At 52.7% G+C, this 24,440-nt stretch carries 24 protein-coding genes; 5 read left to right on the forward strand and 19 right to left on the reverse strand.

Annotation, left to right across the window (positions count from 1 at the left end):
• Positions 1–9: 9 nt before the first annotated feature.
• Positions 10–603: a biotin transporter BioY gene (locus JJB07_RS09300; protein ID WP_201634023.1), complete on the forward strand. Its 594-nt coding sequence runs from the start codon at positions 10–12 to the stop codon at positions 601–603.
• A gap of 43 nt (positions 604–646) precedes the next feature.
• On the opposite strand, the gene ilvE is transcribed toward JJB07_RS09300, so the two are convergent.
• The 3 genes from ilvE to JJB07_RS09315 form a co-directional block, all read right to left on the reverse strand.
• Positions 647–1,546: a branched-chain-amino-acid transaminase gene (gene ilvE / locus JJB07_RS09305; protein WP_201634027.1), complete on the reverse strand. Its 900-nt coding sequence runs from the start codon at positions 1,544–1,546 to the stop codon at positions 647–649.
• A gap of 444 nt (positions 1,547–1,990) precedes the next feature.
• Positions 1,991–2,269 carry a hypothetical protein gene (locus JJB07_RS09310; RefSeq protein WP_201634029.1) on the reverse strand — a complete coding sequence of 93 codons (279 nt, stop codon included), beginning with the start codon at positions 2,267–2,269 and terminating at the stop codon, positions 1,991–1,993.
• A 333-nt stretch (positions 2,270–2,602) separates the two neighbouring features.
• Positions 2,603–3,583 carry an aldo/keto reductase gene (locus JJB07_RS09315; protein WP_201634032.1) on the reverse strand — a complete coding sequence of 327 codons (981 nt, stop codon included), beginning with the start codon at positions 3,581–3,583 and terminating at the stop codon, positions 2,603–2,605.
• A 167-nt stretch (positions 3,584–3,750) separates the two neighbouring features.
• Between JJB07_RS09315 and JJB07_RS09320 the strand changes: the two genes are divergently transcribed.
• Positions 3,751–4,413, forward strand: coding sequence for a TetR/AcrR family transcriptional regulator (locus tag JJB07_RS09320; RefSeq protein WP_201634035.1), 663 nt, complete (start codon positions 3,751–3,753; stop codon positions 4,411–4,413).
• Positions 4,414–4,456: 43 nt separating this feature from the next.
• Here the strand turns inward: JJB07_RS09320 and JJB07_RS09325 are convergent, their stop codons facing one another.
• Positions 4,457–5,338, reverse strand: coding sequence for an aldo/keto reductase (locus JJB07_RS09325; protein WP_201634038.1), 882 nt, complete (start codon positions 5,336–5,338; stop codon positions 4,457–4,459).
• 106 nt (positions 5,339–5,444) lie between these two features.
• Between JJB07_RS09325 and JJB07_RS09330 the strand changes: the two genes are divergently transcribed.
• On the forward strand, positions 5,445–5,606 hold the full coding sequence (locus tag JJB07_RS09330; protein WP_201634041.1) for a hypothetical protein: 162 nt from the start codon (positions 5,445–5,447) through the stop codon (positions 5,604–5,606).
• Between the two features lie 47 nt (positions 5,607–5,653).
• On the opposite strand, the gene JJB07_RS09335 is transcribed toward JJB07_RS09330, so the two are convergent.
• From JJB07_RS09335 to JJB07_RS09405, 15 genes are all read right to left on the reverse strand, one after another.
• Entirely contained in the window at positions 5,654–6,586 is a 933-nt protein-coding gene (locus tag JJB07_RS09335; protein ID WP_201634044.1) for a copper amine oxidase N-terminal domain-containing protein, read from the reverse strand.
• A gap of 134 nt (positions 6,587–6,720) precedes the next feature.
• The gene (locus JJB07_RS09340; RefSeq protein WP_201634047.1) at positions 6,721–8,808 is read right to left on the reverse strand and encodes a sensor domain-containing protein; all 2,088 of its coding nucleotides are present in this window, start codon (positions 8,806–8,808) and stop codon (positions 6,721–6,723) included.
• Positions 8,809–8,918: 110 nt separating this feature from the next.
• A complete protein-coding gene (locus JJB07_RS09345; RefSeq protein WP_201634050.1) occupies positions 8,919–9,374 on the reverse strand; it encodes a hypothetical protein in 456 nt (151 codons plus the stop codon).
• Between the two features lie 38 nt (positions 9,375–9,412).
• Complete coding sequence (locus JJB07_RS24395; protein WP_201634053.1) at positions 9,413–10,705, reverse strand: ATP-binding protein; 1,293 nt, start codon at positions 10,703–10,705, stop codon at positions 9,413–9,415.
• Between the two features lie 116 nt (positions 10,706–10,821).
• On the reverse strand, positions 10,822–11,382 hold the full coding sequence (locus tag JJB07_RS09355) for a hypothetical protein (protein WP_201634056.1): 561 nt from the start codon (positions 11,380–11,382) through the stop codon (positions 10,822–10,824).
• Between the two features lie 43 nt (positions 11,383–11,425).
• Entirely contained in the window at positions 11,426–12,265 is an 840-nt protein-coding gene (locus JJB07_RS09360) for an SDR family oxidoreductase (protein ID WP_201634059.1), read from the reverse strand.
• 7 nt (positions 12,266–12,272) lie between these two features.
• Positions 12,273–13,103: an NAD(+) synthase gene (gene nadE / locus JJB07_RS09365; RefSeq protein ID WP_201634062.1), complete on the reverse strand. Its 831-nt coding sequence runs from the start codon at positions 13,101–13,103 to the stop codon at positions 12,273–12,275.
• A gap of 60 nt (positions 13,104–13,163) precedes the next feature.
• Complete coding sequence (locus JJB07_RS09370; protein WP_201634065.1) at positions 13,164–14,621, reverse strand: nicotinate phosphoribosyltransferase; 1,458 nt, start codon at positions 14,619–14,621, stop codon at positions 13,164–13,166.
• On the reverse strand, positions 14,618–15,181 hold the full coding sequence (locus tag JJB07_RS09375; RefSeq protein ID WP_201634068.1) for a cysteine hydrolase family protein: 564 nt from the start codon (positions 15,179–15,181) through the stop codon (positions 14,618–14,620). The genes JJB07_RS09370 and JJB07_RS09375 overlap by 4 nt, the downstream gene beginning before the upstream one ends.
• A 33-nt stretch (positions 15,182–15,214) precedes the next feature.
• Positions 15,215–15,988 (reverse strand): NUDIX hydrolase, encoded by a 774-nt coding sequence (locus JJB07_RS09380; protein WP_201634070.1) that lies wholly within the window; start codon positions 15,986–15,988, stop codon positions 15,215–15,217.
• A 201-nt stretch (positions 15,989–16,189) separates the two neighbouring features.
• Positions 16,190–16,750, reverse strand: a complete 561-nt coding sequence (locus JJB07_RS09385; protein WP_201634073.1) for a PIN domain-containing protein — start codon at positions 16,748–16,750, stop codon at positions 16,190–16,192.
• Positions 16,751–16,753: 3 nt separating this feature from the next.
• Positions 16,754–17,191 carry a response regulator gene (locus JJB07_RS09390; protein WP_201634076.1) on the reverse strand — a complete coding sequence of 146 codons (438 nt, stop codon included), beginning with the start codon at positions 17,189–17,191 and terminating at the stop codon, positions 16,754–16,756.
• Positions 17,184–18,923, reverse strand: coding sequence for a sensor histidine kinase (locus JJB07_RS09395; RefSeq protein ID WP_236587910.1), 1,740 nt, complete (start codon positions 18,921–18,923; stop codon positions 17,184–17,186). The genes JJB07_RS09390 and JJB07_RS09395 overlap by 8 nt, the downstream gene beginning before the upstream one ends.
• 1,421 nt (positions 18,924–20,344) lie before the next feature.
• Positions 20,345–21,028 (reverse strand): uracil-DNA glycosylase, encoded by a 684-nt coding sequence (locus JJB07_RS09400; protein WP_201634082.1) that lies wholly within the window; start codon positions 21,026–21,028, stop codon positions 20,345–20,347.
• 42 nt (positions 21,029–21,070) lie between these two features.
• Entirely contained in the window at positions 21,071–23,176 is a 2,106-nt protein-coding gene (locus tag JJB07_RS09405) for a putative bifunctional diguanylate cyclase/phosphodiesterase (RefSeq protein WP_201634085.1), read from the reverse strand.
• Positions 23,177–23,330: 154 nt separating this feature from the next.
• Here JJB07_RS09405 and fadH point away from each other — a divergent pair, with 154 nt between their 5' ends.
• Together fadH and JJB07_RS09415 are read left to right on the forward strand one after the other, a co-directional pair.
• On the forward strand, positions 23,331–24,098 hold the full coding sequence (gene fadH, locus JJB07_RS09410; RefSeq protein WP_201634088.1) for a 2,4-dienoyl-CoA reductase: 768 nt from the start codon (positions 23,331–23,333) through the stop codon (positions 24,096–24,098).
• Positions 24,099–24,176: 78 nt separating this feature from the next.
• Positions 24,177–24,419 carry a hypothetical protein gene (locus JJB07_RS09415; RefSeq protein ID WP_201634091.1) on the forward strand — a complete coding sequence of 81 codons (243 nt, stop codon included), beginning with the start codon at positions 24,177–24,179 and terminating at the stop codon, positions 24,417–24,419.
• Positions 24,420–24,440 lie beyond the last annotated feature (21 nt).

Below are 24,440 nucleotides of genomic sequence, written 5' to 3' on the forward strand. Positions count from 1 at the left end.
GGTTCTGCAATGAGTTCGAAACTCACCGTACGCGGTTTGGTCTTTTCCGCTTTGATTGCTGCACTCATGGTCGTATTTAGCAACGTGAACATCAACCTCGGCTTCACCCCGGTTCCCATCACACTCGGCAACATCGTCGTGATGCTCGCCGGCGTCTTGCTCGGCGCAGGATATGGGTTCTTCTCCATGCTGCTCATCATCCTCTTGACCGCACTCGGTCTCCCGATGCTCCACGGCACCGGCGGCATCGCAGTTCTCGCAGGCCCGACCGGCGGCTTCGTCATGGTCTACCCGATCTGCGCATTTCTCGTCGGCCTCCTCGCCTCCCGTGTTCGAGGCAACGGCCCCGTGCAAGTGGTCTTGCTCTCGGTCATCGTCTTCGTCTTCGGCGCACTTCCCTGCTATGTCGGCGGCGTGGCCTGGCTGATGCACGTAACCGGCATGGATTTGCAAAAAGCACTCTCCGCCGGAGCTTACCCGTTCCTGCTCGGCGATGGAATCAAAGCGGTCGTCACCGCCCTGATCGCCCTCCCCGTTCGCAAGATCTACCCGCCGTCCCGTTTGGTCGGTTCTGCTCAATCGAAAGTCCTCAACCTGAACTAGAAAAAAAGCCTCGACTCTGCATGCAGAGTCGAGGCTTCTTTTTTTAGACCGCTTCGATGTACAGCTCCGGCACTTTCGTTCCGCGTCGGTGGGTGATGCCGCGAAACGCTTCTGTCAAACGGCGGGTCATTTCTCCCGGTTGTCCCGTGCCGATAACTCGACCGTCGCAGTCGATGACCGGGATCATCTCCGCCGCCGTCCCCGTCAAGAACACTTCATCTGCCACGTACACGTCGTGTCGAGTGAACGGCTTCTCCTCACATGGAATGCCCATTTCTTCGCAAAGTTCGATCACGATGTTGCGCGTGATGCCTTCGAGCGCCCCGAGGTAGGTCGGCGGGGTGATAATTTTCCCGTTTTTCACGAGAAAAATGTTGTCGCCCGACCCTTCGCAGACGTACCCGTCTTGGTTGAGCATCAGCGCTTCCTGAACGCCGGCGCGGGCGGCTTCCATTTTCACGAGGATGTTGTTCAAGTAGTTCAGCGATTTGATCTTCGGGTTCAGCGCGTCCGGAATGTTGCGGCGGGTCGGGACGGTCACGATGGCGAGACCTTGCTCGTAGAATTCAGCGGGGAACAAGGACAGTTGCTCCGTGATGATGATCACCGTCGATTTGAGGCACGAGCGCGGATCGAGGCCGAGGTTCCCCACACCGCGAGAGACGATCAACCGGATGTAGGCGTCCGACATCTGATTGACCCGCAGCGTTTCGAGTACCGCGTGCCCCATCTCTTCCATGCTCAGCGGCATGTCGAGCAAGATCGACTTCGCCGATTCGTACAACCGCACGATGTGCTCATGCAGGCAGAACACGTTGCCGCCGTAACAGCGAATGCCTTCGAAAATCCCATCTCCGTACAGGAAGCCGTGGTCGAACACCGATACCACCGCTTCGCTTTTGGGCACGAATGCGCCATCCAGATACACCATAGTCTCGCTCATTATCTCCACTCCTCTTTTTATCTGAAAAGTCTGTCACAATCAACTCGTTACCCGTATTATGGGACGACAAATTCCCCGTGTCAACGCAGGGCAAGGCTCCATTTCAATCTTGTTAAGCGCTTTCAAAGGGCGTGACTCCTCCCGTGCCTGTGCCAATATTTCAGACAATTTGACTGGGCTCTTGAGACACCGCTCCCCCCGTTTTCAAACTAAACGGGCGTTTGGAAGCCTTGTTGCATCGGGGCTCGTCCACGTAGATCGTAAAGTCAGGTCGAAAACCACCACCGCATGTAAGCGATTACCTACTGAATGAAAGTTCTGCGTGGATGTGGACGGCGCTTGCAGTGGACTGCTGCATTTTGAGCCAATTTTTTTCCCGAATTCCGGCAAAAAGCAACCTACGAAAAAAAACACCCCCTCAAGTGAGGGAGTGTTTTTTGAAAATCAAGCGTACACTTCGCAAATTTGTGCGGAAATGAACCAGCCCTGCTCGTCCGTCGAGAGGTTCGTCGCCAGTTGCACACCGCGCACGTCTTGCAGGTTTTGACGGAAGCGTTCGACCGCGTCCTCGTCACCGGAAACGCTCAGGTGCATCTCCGCCAAGTCCTCACGTTGCGAGATCGTCATCGCTTCCATCGACAACCCCTCTTGCGTCAAACTCATCGCCACCGGCCCCAAGATCTGTACCGGGTCGGAACAACAGATAAACAGTGCATGCGTCATCTGACTCACTCCTCCTTCAAATTGCGTCCATTTGTTACACGTATTATAGGAAGGGAGATAAGGGACTGTCAACGCTACTTAAAGGTTGAATTTAGTGAATGTAAGCGCATACAGATTTTTGACTCAACTTCTGTTGGGTCCAATTTTTCAGATAATTCAATCGACTGTAGAGTCAGTCTGGGATTTGGGTGGGACGAGCTTTGAGATGGACTGCAGTATTTTGGGCCAATTTTCTGTAAAAATTTTGTGAATCACAGGGCCGATATCGAAAAAAAGCCTGCTCCGCGCGGGCGGAAGCAGGCTTCTTTTCCCGCAGTCCGGAAGCAAATGGACTTACAGGTTGGTGAACTTCATGGCGTACTCGCCGTAGCGCATGCCGGCGGTTTTTTCCGCGATGGCGTTGATGCGGCGCAGGTCGTCGGCGGACAGTTCGAGGTCTGCCGAATCGGCGTTGTCCTTGAGATTGGCGCGCTTGGTCGTGCCCGGGATCGGGACGATGTCGTCTCCTTGGGCGAGCACCCAAGCGAGAGCGAGTTGGGATGCTTTGACTCCGCGCTCGCGGGCCATGTCTTCCAGTTCGCGGACGAGGTCGAGGTTGGTTTGGAAGTTCTCGCCTTGGAAGCGCGGGAGTCCCTTGCGGAAGTCGTCCGGTGCGAAATCGTCCGGAGACTTGATTTGCCCGGTCAGGAAACCGCGACCCAGCGGGGAGTACGGCACGATGCCCACACCCAATTCACGGCAAGCCGGGAACACTTCGTCCTCAATATCGCGGCTCCACAGCGAGTATTCCGATTGGACGGCCGCGATCGGATGAACGGCATACGCACGGCGCAGGGTATCCCCCGAAACTTCGGACAGGCCGAGGTGACGGACTTTGCCCGCTTGGACGAGCTCCGCCATCGCGCCGACCGTCTCTTCGATCGGCACCGAGGTGTCGAGTCGGTGCATGTAGTAGAGATCGATGTGGTCCACGCCGAGACGCTTGAGGCTCTCGTCGCACTGCTGCTTGAGATAATCCGGCTTGCCGTTGACGCCGACCAAGCCCTGCTCGTTGCGCACGAAACCGAATTTCGTCGCGAGCACCACTTCGTCACGGCGTTCGCGCAGGACGTTGGCGAGCAAGAGTTCATTGTGCCCACCGCCGTAGACGTTGGCGGTGTCCCAGAAGTTCACGCCGATGTCGAGCGCGTAGTGCAGGGTGCGGATCGATTCGGCTTCGTCAGCCGCGCCGTAGTAATCGGGAGACATGCTCATGCAGCCGAGACCGACTGCGGAAACTTCGAGACCGCTTTTGCCTAAGAATCGTTTCTTCATAGAGATCGTCCTCTCTGGGTTCGTGTATCGTTCTGAAGATATCCTATCATGGGATTTGCACAAAGTAAACTGTTTTCGTCATTTTAGTCTACTTTGTCTTTTCCGTTTACCTTGGGTGGGAATGCGGCTATACTGGAGAGAAGGTTAACCTGTGGAGGACTCAGACCATGTCACGATATGACGATCTCGAAACCAAGCGTAAACTGGTCGGCAAGCTGATCACGCACGTCAAAAAAGAAGGCTTTCAACAACTGCGCACCGATGACATCGCCAAGATGATGGACATCTCGAAAGCCACTCTCTATAAATACTTCTCGTCCAAGGACGAGATCATCCAACATCTCGTCGACGCCTATGTGGACGTGATCGTGGACGCGGACACGAAACTGCGCGAGGATGTCTCCGAGACGTTGGTGCAGCGCTTCCAGCGGGCGTTTCGACAGACGCTGTTGATCACCACGTATGGCTCGGAAGCGTTTCACCACGACCTGCGGGAAGCGTACCCCGAGTTGTTGGAGCGAGTGAAAAGTGCCACGCATCGACGCAACGAGCGGTTGCGTCGGCTGTATGAGGAAGGCATGGCTGAGGGGTTGTTTCCGAAACTGAATGCCACGCTCCTGCTGTTGCAAGACGAGTTGATGTTCCGCAATCTGGTCAATCCGGCGTTCCTCATGGAGCACAACCTGTCGTTTCGCAATGCGCTGTTCGACTACTACGAGTTGAAAAAACACCAGTTGTTCTCCCCCGAAGTCCGTCCGACGCTGGACGAGACCGAGATGCACGAACAACTCGAATACCTCGCGCAGAAAATCTCGCGGAGTATGGTGTAAAAAAAGAACCCGAATGCCTGAGGCATTGGGTTCTTTTTTTGGCTTAAATCTGCCCGACCCACTCTTGATCATTGGCCTTGAACGTCTCGCGGACGTGAGCCATGACCGCTTCGGGCAGCGGCCCTTGCGCGAGGATGTCGGCGTTGCGTTTCAAGTTGTCGAGGCGGGAGGTTCCGGCGATGCAGGTGTGTACGCCGGGGAGATAGGCGGTGAAGCGTAGGGCGAATTCATCCCACGAGAGGTCTCCCGGCGTGAGGTTCATCTGTTGCAGACGCACCCAGTATTCCTCTGCATACTCGCCCACCGGACGCTCTGCGAACCGCCAAGGGGCGTTTGCTAGCGGGCGTTTCGCGATCACGCCGAGGCCATTTTCCTGTGCGAGCTGCAACCCGGCGTCGATCACCCGCTGGTCGCAGAGGTTCACGGAGAATTGCAAACTTCCAAACGCACCCGTTTCAATCGCGTACTGCAACGCTTCATTCTCCCCCGAGTACGCCGCGACGCGGATCTTGCCCGCTTCTTTGGCACGGACCAACGCCTCCACCACATCACCCCGTTGCAAGACTTCCAACGGACAGGAGTGCAGGTGTACGATGTCGAGGTAGTCGGTTTGCAACGTCTTCAACGCACGCTCCACGCCTGCGGTGATCGTCGGGCCTGTCCAGTCTTCGAAGCCTTCCACGCCGTAGCCGACTTTGGTGGAGAGCACAAATTCCTGACGGCGATGGGCGAGGTGGCGACCGATTCGCTCTTCGGAGTGGCCGTAGCCGCGCGCGGTGTCGATCAGCGTAATGCCGAGTTCCAGCACGGTGTTCAGCACTTGCTCCGCCTCTCGCTCCGTCATCTCGTCACGACCAATATGTCCGGCCCCGAATCCGAGCGCCGATACAGTAAGTCCCGTGTTGCCAAATGCGCGTTGTTCCATGAGCTTTACTACCCCCTTGGTTTTCTCCATTGTACCAAAAACTGCATATCTCGCCTCTTTCCCGCATACTCATCTGCTACCCATCACTTTCCAAGGAGGGGGCACAATGTTTATGGTTCCTGGCATCGTTCTGAAACTTTGTTGGTTGATTATCTTCGCCCACTCGGGCTACACGACGTTCCAACTGCTGAACCAAACCCGGCACAAAGACTGGTTCAAAATTCTCTTCCACCTCGCCATCGCCATCGTCGCACTCAGCTTCATCTGAGGAAAAAAAGTCTCCTGACCCGCGCGGGTACAGGAGACTTTTTTTTGCTAAAAGGAAATCGGGAAGATCAGCGGAGTTCTCGTTCCGTACAGATTGGTCGTCAACACGAGGGTGGACCCGATCGGATTCCCCGGAATGGCGATGAAGCCCTCTTGGGAGCGGTTCGGTTCGACGCTGTCGATGAGGCTCGGGTCGAGGTGATCGCCTTGGTGTTTCACTTTTTTCCCTTGGCCGCTCGTCATCGTGGACATGCCCGCGAGCAAGTAGACCGGCTCCGTGGAGTTGTTGTCCACGCGAACGTGAAAGATCGTCTCCATCGCCAGCACTTCCATCGACGTAACCGTCACGGAGACATCTCCGAGAGACTTCGTGATCGGCAGGCTTTCCGATACAACCGTGCCTGTATTGGGATCGATGGGAACCGGGGTCGGAGTCGGCGTAGACGGCGTGGTGCCCTGACCTGTGGAGTTGCCCGTACCGCCCTGTCCTTGGTTTTGCGAGGGCTGGTTCGTCGGGCTGCGATCTTGGGTATAAATTTTCACCGTGCTCGTTGCGGCGTCCCACTTCACGGTCAAACCGAGTCCCTCGCCCAATGCACGCAGCGGAACCATCGTGCGATTCTCGATGATCTGCGCAGGGACGTCGATCACTTTCCAGTCCGGCGTCATCGACAACCCGCTCGTCACCCCCATCGTCGCCGAGTTGATCGGGAAGATGACCGTTCGATCTCCCAAACTCACTTTCGCAGTCTGCAACACATCATCCCATTCCGTGTAGCCGCCGACCTGCTGCACGACTCCTCGCAACGGCACCAACACGCGATCATGATCCATGACCGCCGGGGTCGAAAGCAAGACTTCTTGGTCTTGCACCAACACTCGAATTTTCTGCGCGGCGCTCGCTGTGCCGCCGCTTATGCCTGACGCCAGCAGCGACGTTGCCAGTACGACTCCCGCTGCTGAACGAATCCATTTTTTCATAGCAATCCCTCCCGTGCCCAAGCAAAGTTCCTCTCTATCCATTCGCTCCCAAACCCGCCGAACCCTGCCTTCGTCCTTGAAAAAAAGCCCATGGCCGTGTGCCGGCTCATGGGCTTTTTTTAACGAGTTCGGCTCTAAATCATGAGCTCTCCCCGCGTCACCAACCGCTCAAATTCACGGGCGGGTACGGGCTTGCAATAGTAGAAGCCTTGGACTTTGTCACAGTCGATGGAACGCAAAAACTCCAACTGCTCCCCCGTCTCGACACCTTCGACGACAACGTCGAGGTTCAGACTGCGTGCCATCCAGCGAATCGCCGTTACGATGGAAGCGTCGTCCGGGTCGGTGGTGATGTCTTGGATGAACGAACGGTCGATTTTCAGCGTGTGAATCGGGAATTTCTTGAGGTAGCTGAGCGACGAGAACCCCGTGCCGAAATCGTCGATGGAGATGTGAACGCCAAGCCGCTCCAACTGCATGAGCTTTGAGATGACGAAATCGATGTTGTGCATCGCGATGCTCTCCGTGATCTCCAAATCGAGGTATTGCGGATGCAACTCCGTCTCTTGGAGAATCCGGCGCACTTTGTCCACCATGTCCATCTGCTGAAACTGGCTGGACGAGAGATTTACAGACACCTTGAAATATTGCGACTTCTCCACTTGCCATTGTCGGGCTTGTCGACACGCTTCCCGCAGTACCCATTCGCTGATCTGGGCGATGAGACCCGTTTCTTCGGCGAGCGGAATGAACTGCGCCGGAGAGACCAGACCGCGCTCCGGATGTTGCCAGCGCACCAACGCTTCCACACCGATCACAAGACCTGTGTTGATGTTGATCTGCGGCTGGTAGTAGACGACGAACTGCTCGCGTTCGAGCGCTTTGCGCAGGTCGTTTTCCAACTCCATGTACTGGAAGACTTGTTCGTTTTTGCCCGCTCGGTTGTGTTGGAAGTTGTTCTTGCCTTGGTCTTTGGCAATGTACATCGCCGTGTCGGCATGCTTGAGCAGCGTGTTGACATCACAGCCGTCCTCCGGGTAGAGCGCGATGCCGATGCTGGACGTGATGTGAAACTCGTAGCCGGCCACGAGAATCGGCGGCGTGAACGCGTTGAGAATCGACTGTGCCGTCTCCACCGCTTGATCCGGGTCGGTAAGCATCGGCATCAACAGGGCGAATTCATCTCCGCCGAGTCGAGCAACCGTATGCTCCGAGGCGATGCAACTGTCCAGACGTTCGGCCACTTCTTGGAGAATCTGGTCGCCAATCGCATGACCGAGCGACTCGTTGATCACTTTGAAGCGGTCGAGGTCGAGCATCATCACAGCCACCATCTGCTGTGCTTCTCTCGCGGCGTCCAGCGCATACTGAAGCCGATCGAGAAAGAGACGGCGATTGGGCAACTTCGTCAACGGGTCGTGGTAGGCGAGATGATAGATCATCTGCTCGTCCCGTTTGCGCTTGGTGATGTCCTTGGCGATGCCAAAGACACCGACGATCTCTTCGTTGATCACAATTGGAAAATTGGTGACCGACACGTGGACGCGCTCGCCGCTTTTGGTGAGGATCGGCATCTCATAGTACTGCGCTTCCCCACGCAGAGCTTTTTGCAGATGCACGTCGATGCGGTCGAGATCTTCGTCGGGAATCAGGTGGTCCGCCGAGCCGTTTTGCAACAATTCGGCTTCGGTGTATCCCGTCAACTTCTCCCAAGCGGGGTTGCCGCTTCGAAACTTGCCGTTCTCGTCAAAAGAGAACACGGCGTCGATGTTCTGTTCATAGAGCGATTTGTAGCGTTGTTCGCTTTCGGCGAGACGACGCTCTGCTTCCTTGCGCAACGTGATGTCGCGACCGACAATGACGAACCCGTCGATGTTCCCTGCATCGCTGAGCACCGGCATGCCGCGGACTTCAAGTTGCTTCCAACCGAATGTACTTCGAAAACGAAATTCGGCCTGTGCCTGTTTTTGGCTGACATGCATGTGCGCAATGACTTCCTGCACATGCGGTACGTCTTCCGGGTGAATGAATTGAAACGAAGAGGTGCCTTCGTAATACGCCGGTTCCTGTCCCAACACAAATGCGTGTGAAGGTGACGCGTACAGGATGGTTCCTTCGTTATCCAGCACGGCGATCATGTCGGTGACGTTCTCAATAATCAACCGGAAACGCTCGTCGCTGGCCCCAAACACACCATAGCCTAACTTTCGACCCCCGTCCATGGCGTAAACCCCTTTCCCTAACCCCTAAAAAAACTGCATGCCCCTACTTCAAATTCTACCACATCATAATATGAAATGATATTTATGGAGCATGAAAAAATAGCCCCTCTTTAAAGGAGTTTATCGAGAACAATTCCATACAACAAATGAGCGCCAACCCAGATGGCAAAAGGCGCTGTTTCGAAAGGATTGATGAGGTTCGGTGCAACAAGAGGCGCGAGGATAAAGTAAATGGCGGAGACGAGAGCACCGAAGAGGAGACCGTAGAGGGGGCTTCGACGAGTTAAACCCCGGGTTAGTTTGGCGTAAACGAAGGCAACCGCGACGGCAACCAAGAGATGCATCGCCCATTGCAGAAGCGGAGTGTTGAAGTCGGACAGCACCGGGGTGTAGGACAAATCGAGCAAGATCGCGTCAAGCGGATAGCCGGTGTATCGACGGAGAACGACCAAAAGCACCCCGAGAAAAAGCCCGCTGGCAAGACCTGCAAGAAGTATGCGCGGAGGTCTGGGGGTAAAAGCTTTCGATGGAGATGAGGTTGAAGAACGATCCGAGCTAGACTCCATAGAGAAACGCCTCCTTTCTCCCTGCATTCTACTGTATTCTACAAAAGGTCGTCTCCCTGCCCCTGCACACTCGCGAACTGCAACACGGCGGTCGTCCCCGCCCCTTGGCGGCTGTGGAATTTCAACTTGCCGCGCATCGCTTCGACGAGGCGGAACGTGGTCATCAACCCAAGCCCCGTGCCTTTGTCCTTCATGGAGTAATAGGGCGTTCCCAGACGCCTGACATGTTCTTGCGACATGCCGCAGCCGTTATCCACGACTCGAATTCGCACAGCGTCTTGGTGTCTGTCGGCGATCACTTTGACCTCCGCTTTGGCGGCTCCCATGCAGGCTTCGATGGCGTTTTTGGTGATGTTGAGCAAGCATTGTTGAAGTTTGCTCCGATCTCCTTCAATCACCAGACCCGGCTCCACTTCCAACACGAACTGCACGCCGGAAGCATTGGACAGCGGCAACACGATCGTCCCCAAACTCTCCACCAACGCCGACACGTCCACTGAATCAAACGTCTCAATCTGCGGCTTCGCAAACGACAAGTACTCCCCCAAGATCGACTCGGCACGGTCCAATTCCCCCATCACCAAGCCCATGTACTGACGATCTTGCTCCTTCAATTCCAAGCGCTCCTGCAGCAATTGCAAGAACCCGCGCACCACCGTCAGCGGATTGCGCACTTCATGTGCGACCGAAGCCGCCAATTCGCTGATGACCCCTGTTTTTTCAATGCGCATCAACTCGATTTCCACGCCGACTTTTTTAATGATCGCTTCGGCGAACAGACAGTTGACGAGCACACCAAGTACCACAAACACGATCAACAGCGGATACAGCCACGGATCGGGCCACGGCATTTTGTTCAAATGACGATAATAAAAGAAAAGCGCAGACGTAGTCCCCGTTCCAACGAGGGAGAACAAAATCGACAACGTGATTCTGCATCCGCTTTTTAACGGTCTTTTTCTCCCGAACCATGCCGCACACGCAGGCAAGATCATCATGAAGATCGCCGCACCCATCGCTCCCACGGCAAAGTCTCCGCCGATCACGAGCACTCGATAGGCCAGAAACAGCCCCAACGAGAGCAACCCCGAACCTAACCCGGAGTACATAAATGCCAAAACCAACGGAGCAAACCGCAAATCCCAATAGTACGAATTCCCCGCATCGAAAGCAAACGAACAACACAGAATCGCCGTCGCACCCCAGACGAGCCCGCTGATCAGCGGAGACTGAAACACGATCTGGGGAAAGCCCCTGCGCAGTTGTAAAAACTGAAAGACGATGCTTGGCAACATCACAATGAGAAGTTGTAAGAAGAGTTGTTGAAACACGGTGTTGAATCGACCTCCTTACTTCGGACTTACTGTATAGTTCAATGCGATTGAAACCTCTTCCTTTATTCTCCATAAAAAAACTCTCGGCTTCGCAGGGAAGCTCGAGAGTTTTTTCAGGACGAGAGGTCTTTGCCGCCGTTGAGAATTTTCCGCCCGAGAGCTTGGTCGCTCGGGGGCAACGTGACTTCGAGGGTGGAGTAGCCTTTGTAGTCGCCGCGTTCGTCCTTCTCCACTTTGATGATGCCGTAGGTGGGATAGGGCTTGGTGTAGAGCGTGTACGTGGCGCTCATGTGGTCCTCGGCTTCGCGCTTGTCCAGCGCGTCGCTTGGCAGGGCGACCAACGGGCTCGGTACGTGTTGACCCTTGGCAAATTGATCGGGGTCCATGACGCAACCCATGCAAAGCGAATACACGTAGGAGACTTTTTGATTCGCGTCTGCCGGATTCGTGTAATCGACGCCGGACCAGATGCCGGGGTTGCCAGTTTGCGTGGACTTCCAACTTGATGGGACGCCCGGTACGGCGTTGTTCTGCGGTAAGTTCTGCTCCGGCGGGGCCGGGGTGTTCGGCGGTTCGTTGGAATGCTCGATCCAGTAGGTATAGGCCAAATAGCCGGCCAAAACCAACCCCACGATCATCAGAGTGATGCCGATGGCTCTCCGTACTCGTACCATGCACGATCCCCTCCTGCCTCTAGGATGTGCAAATGGCAAGAGATTACATCCTCTTCGCCACCATCTTGTCCACCATTCGCTGCGGCAGGAATTTCAACAGGAGCAAGAGCGGCCGCAACCCTTTGCCGATCGGATGGCGCAGGGCGGGTTCCCGTTCCCGAAGCACGCGGGAGATCAGCGTGATGACTTCCCGAGGGTCGGAGCCTCGTTGATCCATGGCCTCGGCGTAGCGGGCCATTTTTTTCATCGCGGGTGCGTAGGGGGAATCGTCGACGATTTCACCGCCCCGTTCAATTCCTTTCGCCCAGATCGCCGTGCGGTACGACGCGGGTTCGACGAGCACGACTTGCACGCCGAACGGTCGCATCTCGTGACGCAGCGACTCGCTGAAGCCTTCAAGCGCGTACTTCGACGAGGTGTACGGGCTCATCCCCGGAAAACCGAAGCGTCCGGAGATGGAGGAGATCATGACGATCTTGCCCCGGCGACGTTCGCGCATCGACGGCAACACCGCTTTGGTCATCGCGACGGCACCGAAAAAATTCGTCTCGAACTGCTCCCGATACTCCTGCATCGAAATCTCCTCGATAAAACCTCCGTGCGCATATCCCGCGTTGTTGATCAAGACGTCAATCTGCCCGAGTCTTCCCAGGACGTCGTCCACCACGGACTGGATGCTGGCCTCGCTCGTTACGTCGAGAGGTTGAATCTCCATGTCGGCGAGCGACAGACCGGCTTCGCGGACGGCCTGCTTCAACGCCGTTTGTTTCGTGAGGTCGCGCATGGTGGCGACCACATAATACCCTTCGCGCAACAACGCCACGCTCGTCAGCAGTCCGAATCCGCTCGAAGTGCCCGTGATGAGAACGACCTTGCGATTCATGCCGGGCCTACTTCCACCACGTATCGAACACCGTCACCGGCGGGCGGCGTTTGTGTTCGGTCGCGAGGTAGCGTTTCTCGATGATCGCACGCGCGTCGTCGGCGATGGTCTTGCCTTCCAGATAGTCGTCAATCTGGTCGTAGGTGACGCCGAGCGCGTCTTCGTCCGGCAGGCTGGGACGATTTTCTTCGAGGTCGGCGGTCGGTTTTTTCAGATACAAATGTTCCGGGCAGCCCAGTTCTTTGAGCAGGGCACGGCCTTGGCGCTTGTTCAGGCCGAAAATCGGCGTGATGTCCGCCGCTCCGTCTCCATGCTTCGTGAAAAAGCCGGAGATCGCTTCGGCCGCATGGTCGGTGCCGATGACGAGCGTGCGGGTGTGCGCGCCGACGTCGTACTGCGCTTTCATGCGTTCACGGGCTTTGATGTTGCCTTTGAGAAAGTCGCTGAGTGTCTCGCCGGTCGCTTGTTGGAACGCTTCATAGGAAGCATCGACGGCGGGCTTGATGTTCACCGTCACGAGGCGGGTCGGTTGAATCCACTCTCTCGCGTCTTGGGCGTCTTGCTCGTCAGCTTGCACGCCGTACGGAAGGCGCATCGCGATGAATTGGTACTCACCATCACCGTGCTCTGCGTTCAGTTCATGAATGGCGAGTTGCGCCAGTTTGCCGGACAGCGTGGAATCTTGACCTCCGGAGAGGCCGAGCACGTAGCCGCGCACGCCGGTTTTGAGCGCGTATTGTTTTAAAAAGTCGACACGCTTGCGAATTTCTGCTTGCGGATCGATCTCCGGTTGCACGCCGAGCGTTTCGATGATGTCTGCTTGCAGGGAAGTCGTCATGGGGTTTCCCACTCCTTTGACTACTTTCATTAGTAGTTTCTTTCTAGTGTAATAGATGTGTTATTTTTTGTCATCTGCCCCGTGGTGCTCGTGGATCAGGCGCATCTTCATGTCCCAGACTTCTTGGGAGAGGTCGACCGGGTAGATTTCCGGGTTCAGGACGCGCAGATACTCCGGCCAGAAGAGGTTTTTCTGCTCCTCATGGTAGTCGCGAATCTCTTGGAGGGTCGGCAGGTTGTAGACCAGTTCGCCGTTTACAAAAATCGGCTTGAGCAGTTCCTGCGCTTCATACTCCGTCACGAACTTGTGGATGTAGGTGTGAACCGGGTCGAACAGTTTGATGCGGCCGCCTTCGCGAACGTCCGTTTCCGTGGTCAGGGCGATGTAGTCCGCCTCCGCTTTGCCCGTTGCCGTGTTGACGATGCGGTAGACCGTTTTGAAACCGGGGGTCGTGATCTTCTCCGGATTGCCGGAAATCTTGATGGTCGGGATGTAGACGCCGTTTTTTTCCCGAGCGACGAGTTTGTAAACGCCGCCAAGCGACGGTTGGTCCGCGGCGGTGATCAGTTGGGTGCCGACGCCCCACGTGTCGATTTTGGCTCCCTCCGACTTCAAGTGCAAAATCGTGTGTTCGTCGAGGTCGTTGGAAGCCACGATCCCCACGTAGTTCAGTCCCGCTTCGTCGAGCATCTGACGCGCTTGCTTGGAGAGATAGGCGAGGTCGCCGGAGTCGAGACGGATCGCGCCCATGCGCTTGCCTTGCTCCTCCATGTGCTTCGCGACTTTGATCGCATTGGGAACGCCGGACTTGAGCGTGTCGTAGGTATCGACGAGCAGAGTCACGGTGTTCGGGAGAGCTTCTGCAAAGCGTTCGAAGGCATCCACTTCGGTGTCATGGTCTTGCACCCATGCGTGTGCGTGCGTGCCTTTTGCCGGAATTCCAAACAGCATGCCGGCGCGTACGTTGGAGGTGGCGTGAAAGCCGGCGATATAAGAAGCGCGTGCTCCCCACACGGCTGCGTCCGCTTCTTGGGCACGGCGGGTGCCGAATTCAAGCAGTCCGTCCTCGGGGGCCACTTGCTTGATACGCGCCGCTTTGGTGGCGATGAGCGTCTGGTAGTTCATGAAGTTCAGGAGCGCCGTCTCGATCAATTGCGCTTCAAAAATGCGCCCTTCGATGCGAATCAGCGGTTCGTTTGGAAATACAATCGTGCCCTCTTCCACGCTGTACAAGTCCCCCGTGAAGCGAAACTCGCGCAGAGCATCGAGGAATTTCGGGTCGTAGTCCTCCTCCTGCGTGGCGAGGTAGGCGATGCACTCCTCCGAGAAGCGCAGGTTTTTCAAATAATCCACGATGCGTTCCAGCCCCGCAAAAACGGCGAACCCGTTTTGAAAAGGACGCTTGCGGAAAAACGCTTCAAACACAGACTTCTGATCCTGCGTCCCGTGGTACCAGTGGGCGTACATCATGTTGATCTGGTACTTGTCGGTGTGTAAGGCTAGGTCGTGTACGTTCATTTCGCTGCCTCCCAAATTCGAACGACATTGGCTCCCAGCGTATCCTTGAAGTGGCCGAGCGCCCAGTCGTGACCAGCTTGATTAAAACTTGCGACGGCGTCTTCGTGGATGGTGATCTGGAAGCCTTTGTTATACGCGTCAACGGCGGTGTGCAGGACGCAGATGTCGGTGCAGACGCCGATCAGATGAATTTCGGTGATGCCCCGCTCGCGCAGTTTGATCTCCAAGTCCGTTCCGGCAAACGAGCTGTAGCGGGTCTTATCCATCCAATGAATCCGCTCTTTGTGCGCGTCGTAGAGAACGCCTAGCATCCCGAGCTTGCCGTAGAGGTCGCGGCCACCGGTGTGGCGGATGTTGTGCGGCGGGAACAGCTTGGTTTCCGGATGGTACGGGTCGTTTTCCTCATGTACGTCAACCGCCATCACCACGTAGTCGCCGTGGACCAGAAATTCGTGGGTCAACGTCGCGATGCGGTCTTCGATGTCGATGGCCGGTTGCCCGACCGGCAGACGACCCACGACGAAATCATACGTATAATCGATGACAATCAAAGCTTTCATAAAAAGTTCCCCTCCCAGGGTCACGTATTTACGTTATTGGTAGATCGAAACGACCGGCTCGAATCCGGTGAACTTGTAAAGTTGCGCATGGCGTTGCGAGTTGCGGTTGGTGGTTTTCTTCTGCCCATTCTCGTCCCTGACTTCCTCGATCAGCCCTTGGCGGGTCTGCGTGGCGGTGACTTTGCGTTTGAAGTTCGGTTCTTCAAACCCGGGGCAGACCGTTTGGATCACTTGGTAGAGCTCGGCGATGGTGAATTCCTCCGGCAGAAACTCCCGTGCGATCGTGGTGGTCAGCATCTTGTGCCGGACGCGTTGGAGAGCGTCCGCCAAGATCTCGCGGTGGTCGAAAGCGAGTTCCAGATTCGTGAGGGCTTCGTCCACGGAGAACAGTTTGACGTCGGCGGCGTCATCGGCGGCCTGACGAGCTGCGAGAATTTGTTCTTGGACGAGGGCAAAGTAGGCATGTGAGATAATCCAGCCGCGCGGATCGCGGTTCGGTGTGGAGTAGACGTTGAAGTATTCGAGGTACGGCGATTCGACGCCGGTCTCCTCTTGCAGTTCTCGGCGGGCCGATTCGTAGAGCGTCTCGGTCGGCTTGGAAAAACCGCCGGGCAACGCCCATTTGCCTTCGTCGGGCCATTGCTTGCGCTGAATCAACAACACTTGCAGTTCGCGGCGGGGCAGGACTTTTTTGTTCACCTGCGCCTCATCGGACACGATGGTAAAAATCACGATGTCACACGGCGCCCCGTCCGGCGTGCGGTATTTTTTTGCTGTATAGTTTGCGGCATTCTCAGGCGTTTCCATGCAACCACCTCGAAGGTTTCGATAAAGTCATTTTGATACATTCATTATAACCATATTACCAGAAAACGTGCAACCCATTTTTCGGTAAAAAAAGATCCACCGTCGCAGGACGGTGGATCTGCTTTTTCAATACGATTTGTAACGAGAACCTGTGTAGTACTCGCGTTGGACATGCCTGAGATCCGTTTTCATTCAAACAGTTTAGGCCAGCAATGGATCATGAACCGGGATTTTCGCTTGCGATAAAGCTGCTTTTAAACCCTTGTCTGAGGTCACGACAGTAATCTCAGTCTCAGTGCGTTTCTTATATAGTATTGCTGTAGCTGCAATGAGAGCATCTTGAGAACCAAAATTGTATTTATCTGCGTAATCGATCAAAAAGTCCTTAGCAACAGAAATATGCTCACTATCAAGGGAAATAACCTTCGCACGAATTCCCCCAGAAGCATTAAGACTATCCGAAACTAATTTTATCAAACTTTTAAACATTTTATTTTTTATTCCTTTTCGGCCTGGTGTAGACCACTCCTGCTCGCAATATCCACTATTTATATTTCTTGTACAAAGTTGTACTTGTTGTTGTATGCCTCTTCTGTCTTTCCCTAAAACAGAGTAAATTTCCATAGCGGATATCTCAGATAAATAAAATTCAACTACCCCTCCCTTCATTAGCAGGCTCTCTAACTTTGTTTTTTTATCTTGGGAACCCATACTAAAAAACAAATGGTACGCATTCGTATCTAAAAGAAATGATTTCACCATACATCATTCCTCTTCGATGTTGTTGTTAGAGTTTATATTATCGATTAAATCATGAGCTTCATCAAGAGAAAAAGGCTCAAGTTTATCCTTGATTATTTTTACAGTTTTTCTTAAGTCAGCTCCAGCTCCTTTGTTAATATAGGCATCAACTCCTAGATTGATAAACTTACTCATCATCGTGTGATCGTTTATGTTGTTAGTGTAGACAACAACTACAACGTATGGGTCAATTTCACGAATTCTCTCTAAAACTACGTCACCTTTCAGTCCAGGAAGAATAATATCCAATACAACTAAGTCATAGGCTCCTTTTTTAAATTTATCAGCAGCCTCTTTCCCATTTTTCATCCATTCAACATCTATCTTCTCATCTTCAAGTGCTTTTTTTAAGAACTTACCCGTGATATCCTCATCTTCCACGATTAGCACTTTATCACTCATGTCTTATGGCCTCCTTTGGTAGTTCGATAATAAACATTGCTCCATCTGTATAATCATAATCAAGGTAGATGGATCCACCTTGATATTTTAACAGATTCCAAATAATAAACAAACCCAACCCTTGACCCTGACCAGTTGGTTTTGTTGTGAAAAAAGGCTCAAATATTTTTCTTCTATTTTCAGGAGATATCCCCACCCCGTTATCTTGAAACAAAATACGTACCTTACTGCCTTCCTCTAAGACTCGAATCAGTATCTTTTTACTTTTCCGGCGAGAGATCTGCAATGAGTGGATAGAGTTGATCAATAGATTACTTATTATCTGATCAAACATTGCCGGATCTCCATACATACTCACGTCGTTAGGAAGAATATAGTCAACATTAATGTCATTAGTCATCAACCTAGTTTTTTCGGCATTCACCCTAGTTTTTATTCTATCCGAAGCACTATATTTGACGTTAGAATTTTTTGTTGTAGTAAGAGGAGAGAGCCTGTTCATTAAATTACCCATTCGCTCTGTTTCTAATAATATAGTTTGGAATAAATCACGAATAGTGTCGCCATCAAGTTCCTCAACCTTTTTACCGAGATAATATTGTATCATAAATCGAACGTTCGTAATAGGTTGTCCTAATTCATGTGAAATCCCTTGAGTAAGATTGGCTAATGCCTCCAACCTTTTACTATTTTCTATCGCTGACCATACACTGGCCTCTGAATCATTTATCGCATCCTGTTTTTTGTTTTTGTTACTCTTTTTATATATTTTTTCCTGAAGTATGCTATCTACTCTTTTGACATCTTCCAAAGTACCGAATCTTAAATATAGATTCTTTAATGTTCGTAGAATAGATATACTATCTGTATAGCTCTCAATTTTCTGCAATGCATTTTTCTTTGCAATTGCATTGTTTGTTTTGTCATAGTAGTAGACTAACTCATAGAGAATATTAAAGTCATTCCTTCTTTCGATTGAACTATCAGTTAATAATATTTTGTTAACCATTTCGTAATTGTCCATCTTCCTGCATAACCTAAATAACGATCTAATCGTTACAGAATCCTGATCAACGTTAATTAATTCACTAGCTATTTTGATAGCCTTGTAATACAATTCCAGTCGTTCGTATACAGTTACACAGTATTTATCAATCCGAATGGTTAAGTTTGTTCTTTTTCGATTAAGAATCATAATGTCCAATATTGTTACAAGTTCTCTTTGTCTGGTTTGTTCAAATTCCTTAATACAATCAACCACGTATTGGAAATTATTATCGCTATCAAGAAGGTTAATTAATTTTTTTCCCGATTCTGATAAAAAAGATCCCAATGGAAATTCAGATGACATTAATTTTGCAGTTTGGTAAGCAATCTGGATATCTTTATTATATATTCTGTTCAATAATTTATTTTTGAACTCTTTCATCATTTCTTCAGGAAAACTAAATAGATTTTTATCAACACTTCTTGCGAAAGCTCTAAATGTTTTTTGTTCGTCAATTACATAGTTGTATGCCTCTAAATAAAAATTTACGGATCTTTCAAAACATCCAATATTAAGGTGTAATTCAGCCAACAAGATAGTGTATTGGAATTTAAAATCGGTAAAGATTTCTTTTCGTTTCTTTTCAATACACAAATCTATTGCTTCTTGAAATCTTTCAGATTTCATCAAATCCTCTACTCTTAGTATATTCTCTTCAAATTCAATAAATGCGTTCTTAGCCATTCCCACCCTTAAGTCCCCCTCATTCTTATGAAACTTAGTTGTTAGAACGAAAAAATACTTCTTATATTATATTCTACCTGCCAATTGTAATCTATAAGTTAGGAAAAAAACTATGTATATGCTCCATATGTTAATGACATAATGCGAGTCTGCAAGGCTACAGGGGCTCTCGTTTCGGGCTCTGGTACAAAAGTTGTGATGATGCACTCTAGGCAGAATAGATGTTTATTGACTGGAAAATTACATATACAGCAGAATACGGTTACTGAGCCTCTGAAACGACGGAATTCCATACCCGATACGTATTTTGTACCTTCTATGTAGCTGTTTGTCTAATAATACAGGAAATACGCCAAAATTACAGAGCTCGATGCTGTTGGCGAGAGTCTTGTACTCCAGGATGTCTGAAAACAGCATTTTATTTGAAAGGAATTTTCAAAAATGTATTACCGGTTTTTTAATCCCTTGTATTGATATCTATCAGCATCGTAGTCGTTCATTAACTCATACGTTCGTCTTTATGCAGAAAGGCTTCTACACATTCCAATTGTCAGTTAGTGAGTGATTCTTGTTGCGTAGAAGGTGCGATCGAGCCCTCTAACATTGCGATATCGTTGAGGCACTACGCCTTTTCGAACTCGAAGCATGACTTGGTCTACAGTCCAACAATTGGCATAACACACGACTTGAAACTGGTCTACGATATGCATGGCATGGGGTATGTAGGTGTGGAAGGCATACCGTTTCGCATCCCACATAAATAAAAACGATATTGATAGTGAAATGGTCTTGCAATTTCATAAAGAAGTCACGTATTGTCCCCTTTGATCGACCTCCTAAAATCTCCTGCTTACAGCACTCTTAATAATCCGTGATTACAGTATGGTATTGAGGTCGCCGCGAAACGGCAACCTCGATGACCTCCGGCGGTACTCCTTCATGAAGCTTTTCAATTCTGGCGGTAGCGAGCCGATGAAATTGACGGTCTAATCTTAGACGAGTCTAGCCGATCTTACCAACAGCCTAAGAGATGGAACTGGGTACAGAAAAGATTAAAGGTCCACTCGGCCATTCGCTGCCTAAAGCGACAGTTACACGCCCCACTGGATGCTTTTTGGAGAACAGTAAACTATAACAAGTGTAACGTAATCACCTCTTCTCGCAAATAAATAGACTCGTCGGTTTCAAACTGGGTTGATCATTGATCTATTGTTTACGCCGGACATGCAACGATACGCTAGAACACCACAATCAAGTATTATCCTAATGGACTGGTTTTGCATATAAAACGCCCCTCTCGTTGATGTTAGTCACAAAAAAATTCGACAAACGCGTTGCTTGTTCCTTTTATTTACAGTTCACCTCAAGTCTCATTCTAAAGTCTAAAAAAGGCCGCAGGGCATCGCCCGCGACCTTTTTTTCTACCCAAGCAACCCTCGGCACGTCTCGAACACGCTGTACCACATCTCCCGCGTCAGCTTGCCCGTGCGGGTATTCTGCTGGCTCGGGTGGTAGGACACCACCAGTTTCGGGACGTCCTCGCCCAGATCGTACACGGCACCGTGGGCAAAGGTCAGACCTTTGACGTCGATGCCTTGTTCTTTCAGCCCGGTCAGGACTTGTTTGAAGGCGAGTTGGCCGAGGGCCAGCACGACTTTTTTTCCGGTGAGGTGTTGCATCTCTTGGACGAAGTGCGGGCGGCAGTTGCGAATCTCTTCGGTGCTCGGCTTGTTGTCCGGCGGGGCACAGCGAACGATGTTGTTGATGTACGCCCCGTTCAACGCCAAGCCGTCCTCCCGATGCATCCCCGTCGGCTGGTTGGCGAACCCAAACCGATGCAACGCCTCATACAACCAAACCCCCGACTCATCTCCCGTAAAAACGCGACCTGTCCGGTTCGCGCCATGTGCTCCCGGTGCCAACCCGACGATGATCAACCCGGCTTGCGGATCGCCAAAGCCCGGCACCGGGCGGCCCCAGTAGTTGTACTCGAGGTATTGCTTTTTCTTTTTGACCGCGACGTCCTCACACCACGCACGCAGGCGCGGGCAGGTTTCGCAAGAAATGATGTCCTCTCTCAGTTGCTCCAACGTCGTCAACGCCATTCCTCCGCTCTGCTTGATTCGTCTCCTGTTCAATATCTTCTATTATACAAGAAACATTTCTAGCAGACTTTGGAATTTTTTAGCGAATTCTTCAGGCGGAACCGGATGGCAGAACAAGTACCCTTGCCCCTCGTCACATCCGGAGAGGCGCAGCATGTCCATTTGCTCCTGCGTCTCCACGCCTTCTGCAATGACTTGCAACTGCAGATTGTGCGCGAGTTGAATGACGGCGTTGACGATCTTGTCCCCTTCGCGGTCCGGGATGTCGTGGATGAACTCGCGAGCGATTTTTAACTTGTCCACGGGGAAGCTGCGCAAGTAGCTCAGCGACGAGTACCCCGTCCCGAAGTCGTCAATCGACAGTTGCACGCCCAACTCACTCAAGCACATCAGGGTCTCACGGGCCGACTGCGGCGACTGCATCACGATGCTCTCCGTCAATTCCAACTCCAAGAACTGCGGAGAAAGCCCCGTCTCCTCCAACACCGCGCGGACTTCCTCGACGATGTCTTTTTGCTGGAATTGCATCATCGAGAGGTTGACGGCGATGCGAAGCTCCGGCATCCCCTGTTCATGCCACGCTTTCAATTGACGGCACGCCTCGCGCAGCACCCACCGTCCCAGCGGGATGATCTCCCCGGTCTCTTCGGCAAGCGGTATGAACTTGGCGGGAGACAACAACCCCAACTCCGGATGTTGCCAGCGCACCAACGCCTCTGCTCCGAGAACTCGTCCCGTCTGCAGATGAAGTTTCGGCTGGTAGTGCAACAGAAACTCGCCGCGCTCCAACGCCCCGCGCAAGTTGCGTTCCAACATCCACTTCTCCGAAACGACCTCGTTCATCTCCGTCTCGTAGACGCAATATTGGTTGCGCTTCTCCTTCGCCCGATACATCGCCGTGTCGGCATGTTGCACCAAACTGTCCACGTCCACTCCGTGCAACGGATAGATCGCCACCCCGATCGACGTCGTGAGGAACAACTCATGCTCCTCGATGGCAAACGGCTTTTGCATCACTTCCAAAATCGCATGAGCCACTTCGGTCACTTCATGGAGATCCAACACGCAGGGAAGCAACACGACAAACTCATCGCCGCCAAGTCGTGCCACCGTTTGATCTGAACTCACACACGCCTGCAACCGGCCCGCCACTTCGACGAGCAACAAGTCCCCAATCGAGTGCCCGAGCGTGTCATTGACCATCTTGAAACGATCCAAATCAAGGAACAACAGCGCAAACTGCCCGGATGACACCCGGCATACGTCAATCGCTTCTCCTACCCGTTCCTTAAAAAGAACCCGATTGGGCAGTCCGGTAAGCGCATCGTGATACGCTTGATGCTTGATCTCCCGACGATGGCGCTCGACAATTCGCGCCACCGACGACAGGAACGTCATGATGTAAAACGAATAAAACGTCAGCAAAAACACTGCGATGAGCAGCATCGACGAAGCCCGCGCCATCAACAGATTGTCTTGCAGCGCACTCACGCTGAAATCCACGCCAAAAATCGCGTCTTGGCGGCCATCCGGTCGGTAAATCGGCACGAACGCGGAAATCGACTCCCCCCAGAAGTCGACGTTCGGCTCCGACTGAAACATCTGCCGCCCGTGAAACGACTCGTCCAGCTCTGCAATGTCTTCGTCATAGCGGGTCCCGATCGGCACCCGCTGTTCCCTCGGAGAATCGATCACCCCGTCGCGGTTGTAATCCGTTTCCGGTGCGACCACGAACATCGTTTGTCCATCCGGGGTCTGACGCATCGTGTACATCGAATCTATTTGCGGATTCAACCGCGTCCAGTTCTTCATCGCTTCGATCAAAAGCAGATAATGCGGGTCATCCGGTGGGGTTCTCGTTGTGATCTGCCAATGCCCGAGCTCCTTCAATTCATAGGCCATCGTCGGCGCAAGGCCGGCCAGCATCTCCTGCGTATGACGGCGTTCCACCGCCTCTGCGCGCAGAACCAGCAGATAGCCAAAGACCAGCGTTACCGCCGTTGCCGCAAACATCAACCTCGGTCCCCAACCCAGTGTCGAGTTCGGCAAATTTCGGCGTTGCAAATACCCTCGCATCATCTTCCGAGTGAACATGTAGATTGTGAAGACCAGGGCAACAAACAGCGCATACACTCCGTTCGTCTGCAAAAACGCTCCCACCATAATGTCGGATCACCCCATTCTTAAACAAGGCTAATCCCCCTACATTCCTCCATTATACGGGCGAAAGGGAGGAAAAAGGAAGCCGGAAGCGAATTTTAGACGGAAGAGTCTAACTTTTGCAGAGGGGGTTTTTTTCAACATGAAAGACAAAGTGGTTATCGTCACAGGCGGCAGTTCGGGCATGGGCAAAGCGATGGCGAAAAAGTTCGCCGCAGAGGGCGCTTTCGTCACCATCACCGGGCGCACGCTTGAGAATTTAGAAGCGACCAAGCAAGAGATTCAAACGTTTGACGGCCAAGTGCTCTGCGTGCAAATGGACGTGCGCGATCCGGAACTCGTCCAGCAAATGGTCGACAAAACCAAGCAAACGTTTGGTCGAATCGATTTCCTCGTCAACAACGCCGCCGGCAACTTCGTCGTCCCGGCCGAGAAGCTCTCGATCAACGGCTGGAACTCCGTCATCAACATCGTCCTGAACGGGACGTTCTACTGCTCGCAAACTGTGGGCCAGCACTGGATCGAATCGGGCACCAAAGGCTCGATTCTGAACATCCTCGCGACCTACGCATGGACGGCGGGACCCGGCGTGATCCACTCCGCAAGCGCCAAAGCGGGCGTCATGGCGATGACCCGCACGATGGCCGTCGAGTGGGGCCAACGCTACGGAATCCGCGTCAACGCCATCGCGCCTGGCCCGATCGAAAACACCGGCGGCATGGACAAATTGGTCATGTCGGAGAAGCACTACAACGCGATGATGCGCTCGATTCCGCTCGGTCGCCTCGGCAAACCGGAAGAGATCGCCGACCTCGCGTACTTCCTGTTCTCCGATTCGGCTGCCTACATCAACGGCGACATCATCACGATGGACGGCGGTCAGTGGCTGAACAACATGATGTTCCTCTAAGGTACGAAGACATTCCCAGCGTAAGCGGCCGCTTCTGTGCATAGCCTACTACTACACAATCTCAGGAGGTGGCACGTCATGGAAACGACGACGAAGCGGGACCCGAAAGTTTTTGTCATCCTTGGTTGGATCTTTGCAGTCGTAACCCTGTTCTTCCTGCCCATTCTGTTTGGCCCGGCGGCAATCGTCATGGGGGCGCTGGCAATCCCGCGCGGAGCCAAAACGCAAGGCATCTTGATCATCCTCCTCGCCATCGTTTTCATGGTGATCTCGTTCATTCTGGGGGCTCTGGCGTTCTCCTACCTCTCCACCCGCATGTAACAGCCCTCATTCACCACCTGT

Source organism: Tumebacillus amylolyticus, from assembly GCF_016722965.1.
GTDB lineage: Bacteria > Bacillota > Bacilli > Tumebacillales > Tumebacillaceae > Tumebacillus > Tumebacillus amylolyticus.

Bases quoted from the DNA above. Each gene is read 5' to 3' on its own strand.
- JJB07_RS09300 (WP_201634023.1), top strand. From the start codon at position 10: ATGAGTTCGAAACTCACCGTACGCGGTTTGGTCTTTTCCGCTTTGATT.
- ilvE (WP_201634027.1), bottom strand. From the start codon at position 1,546: ATGAGCGAGACTATGGTGTATCTGGATGGCGCATTCGTGCCCAAAAGC.
- JJB07_RS09310 (WP_201634029.1), bottom strand. From the start codon at position 2,269: ATGACGCATGCACTGTTTATCTGTTGTTCCGACCCGGTACAGATCTTG.
- JJB07_RS09315 (WP_201634032.1), bottom strand. From the start codon at position 3,583: ATGAAGAAACGATTCTTAGGCAAAAGCGGTCTCGAAGTTTCCGCAGTC.
- JJB07_RS09320 (WP_201634035.1), top strand. From the start codon at position 3,751: ATGTCACGATATGACGATCTCGAAACCAAGCGTAAACTGGTCGGCAAG.
- JJB07_RS09325 (WP_201634038.1), bottom strand. From the start codon at position 5,338: ATGGAACAACGCGCATTTGGCAACACGGGACTTACTGTATCGGCGCTC.
- JJB07_RS09330 (WP_201634041.1), top strand. From the start codon at position 5,445: ATGTTTATGGTTCCTGGCATCGTTCTGAAACTTTGTTGGTTGATTATC.
- JJB07_RS09335 (WP_201634044.1), bottom strand. From the start codon at position 6,586: ATGAAAAAATGGATTCGTTCAGCAGCGGGAGTCGTACTGGCAACGTCG.
- JJB07_RS09340 (WP_201634047.1), bottom strand. From the start codon at position 8,808: ATGGACGGGGGTCGAAAGTTAGGCTATGGTGTGTTTGGGGCCAGCGAC.
- JJB07_RS09345 (WP_201634050.1), bottom strand. From the start codon at position 9,374: ATGGAGTCTAGCTCGGATCGTTCTTCAACCTCATCTCCATCGAAAGCT.
- JJB07_RS09355 (WP_201634056.1), bottom strand. From the start codon at position 11,382: ATGGTACGAGTACGGAGAGCCATCGGCATCACTCTGATGATCGTGGGG.
- JJB07_RS09360 (WP_201634059.1), bottom strand. From the start codon at position 12,265: ATGAATCGCAAGGTCGTTCTCATCACGGGCACTTCGAGCGGATTCGGA.
- nadE (WP_201634062.1), bottom strand. From the start codon at position 13,103: ATGACGACTTCCCTGCAAGCAGACATCATCGAAACGCTCGGCGTGCAA.
- JJB07_RS09370 (WP_201634065.1), bottom strand. From the start codon at position 14,621: ATGAACGTACACGACCTAGCCTTACACACCGACAAGTACCAGATCAAC.
- JJB07_RS09375 (WP_201634068.1), bottom strand. From the start codon at position 15,181: ATGAAAGCTTTGATTGTCATCGATTATACGTATGATTTCGTCGTGGGT.
- JJB07_RS09380 (WP_201634070.1), bottom strand. From the start codon at position 15,988: ATGGAAACGCCTGAGAATGCCGCAAACTATACAGCAAAAAAATACCGC.
- JJB07_RS09385 (WP_201634073.1), bottom strand. From the start codon at position 16,750: ATGGTGAAATCATTTCTTTTAGATACGAATGCGTACCATTTGTTTTTT.
- JJB07_RS09390 (WP_201634076.1), bottom strand. From the start codon at position 17,191: ATGAGTGATAAAGTGCTAATCGTGGAAGATGAGGATATCACGGGTAAG.
- JJB07_RS09395 (WP_236587910.1), bottom strand. From the start codon at position 18,923: ATGGCTAAGAACGCATTTATTGAATTTGAAGAGAATATACTAAGAGTA.
- JJB07_RS09400 (WP_201634082.1), bottom strand. From the start codon at position 21,028: ATGGCGTTGACGACGTTGGAGCAACTGAGAGAGGACATCATTTCTTGC.
- fadH (WP_201634088.1), top strand. From the start codon at position 23,331: ATGAAAGACAAAGTGGTTATCGTCACAGGCGGCAGTTCGGGCATGGGC.
- JJB07_RS09415 (WP_201634091.1), top strand. From the start codon at position 24,177: ATGGAAACGACGACGAAGCGGGACCCGAAAGTTTTTGTCATCCTTGGT.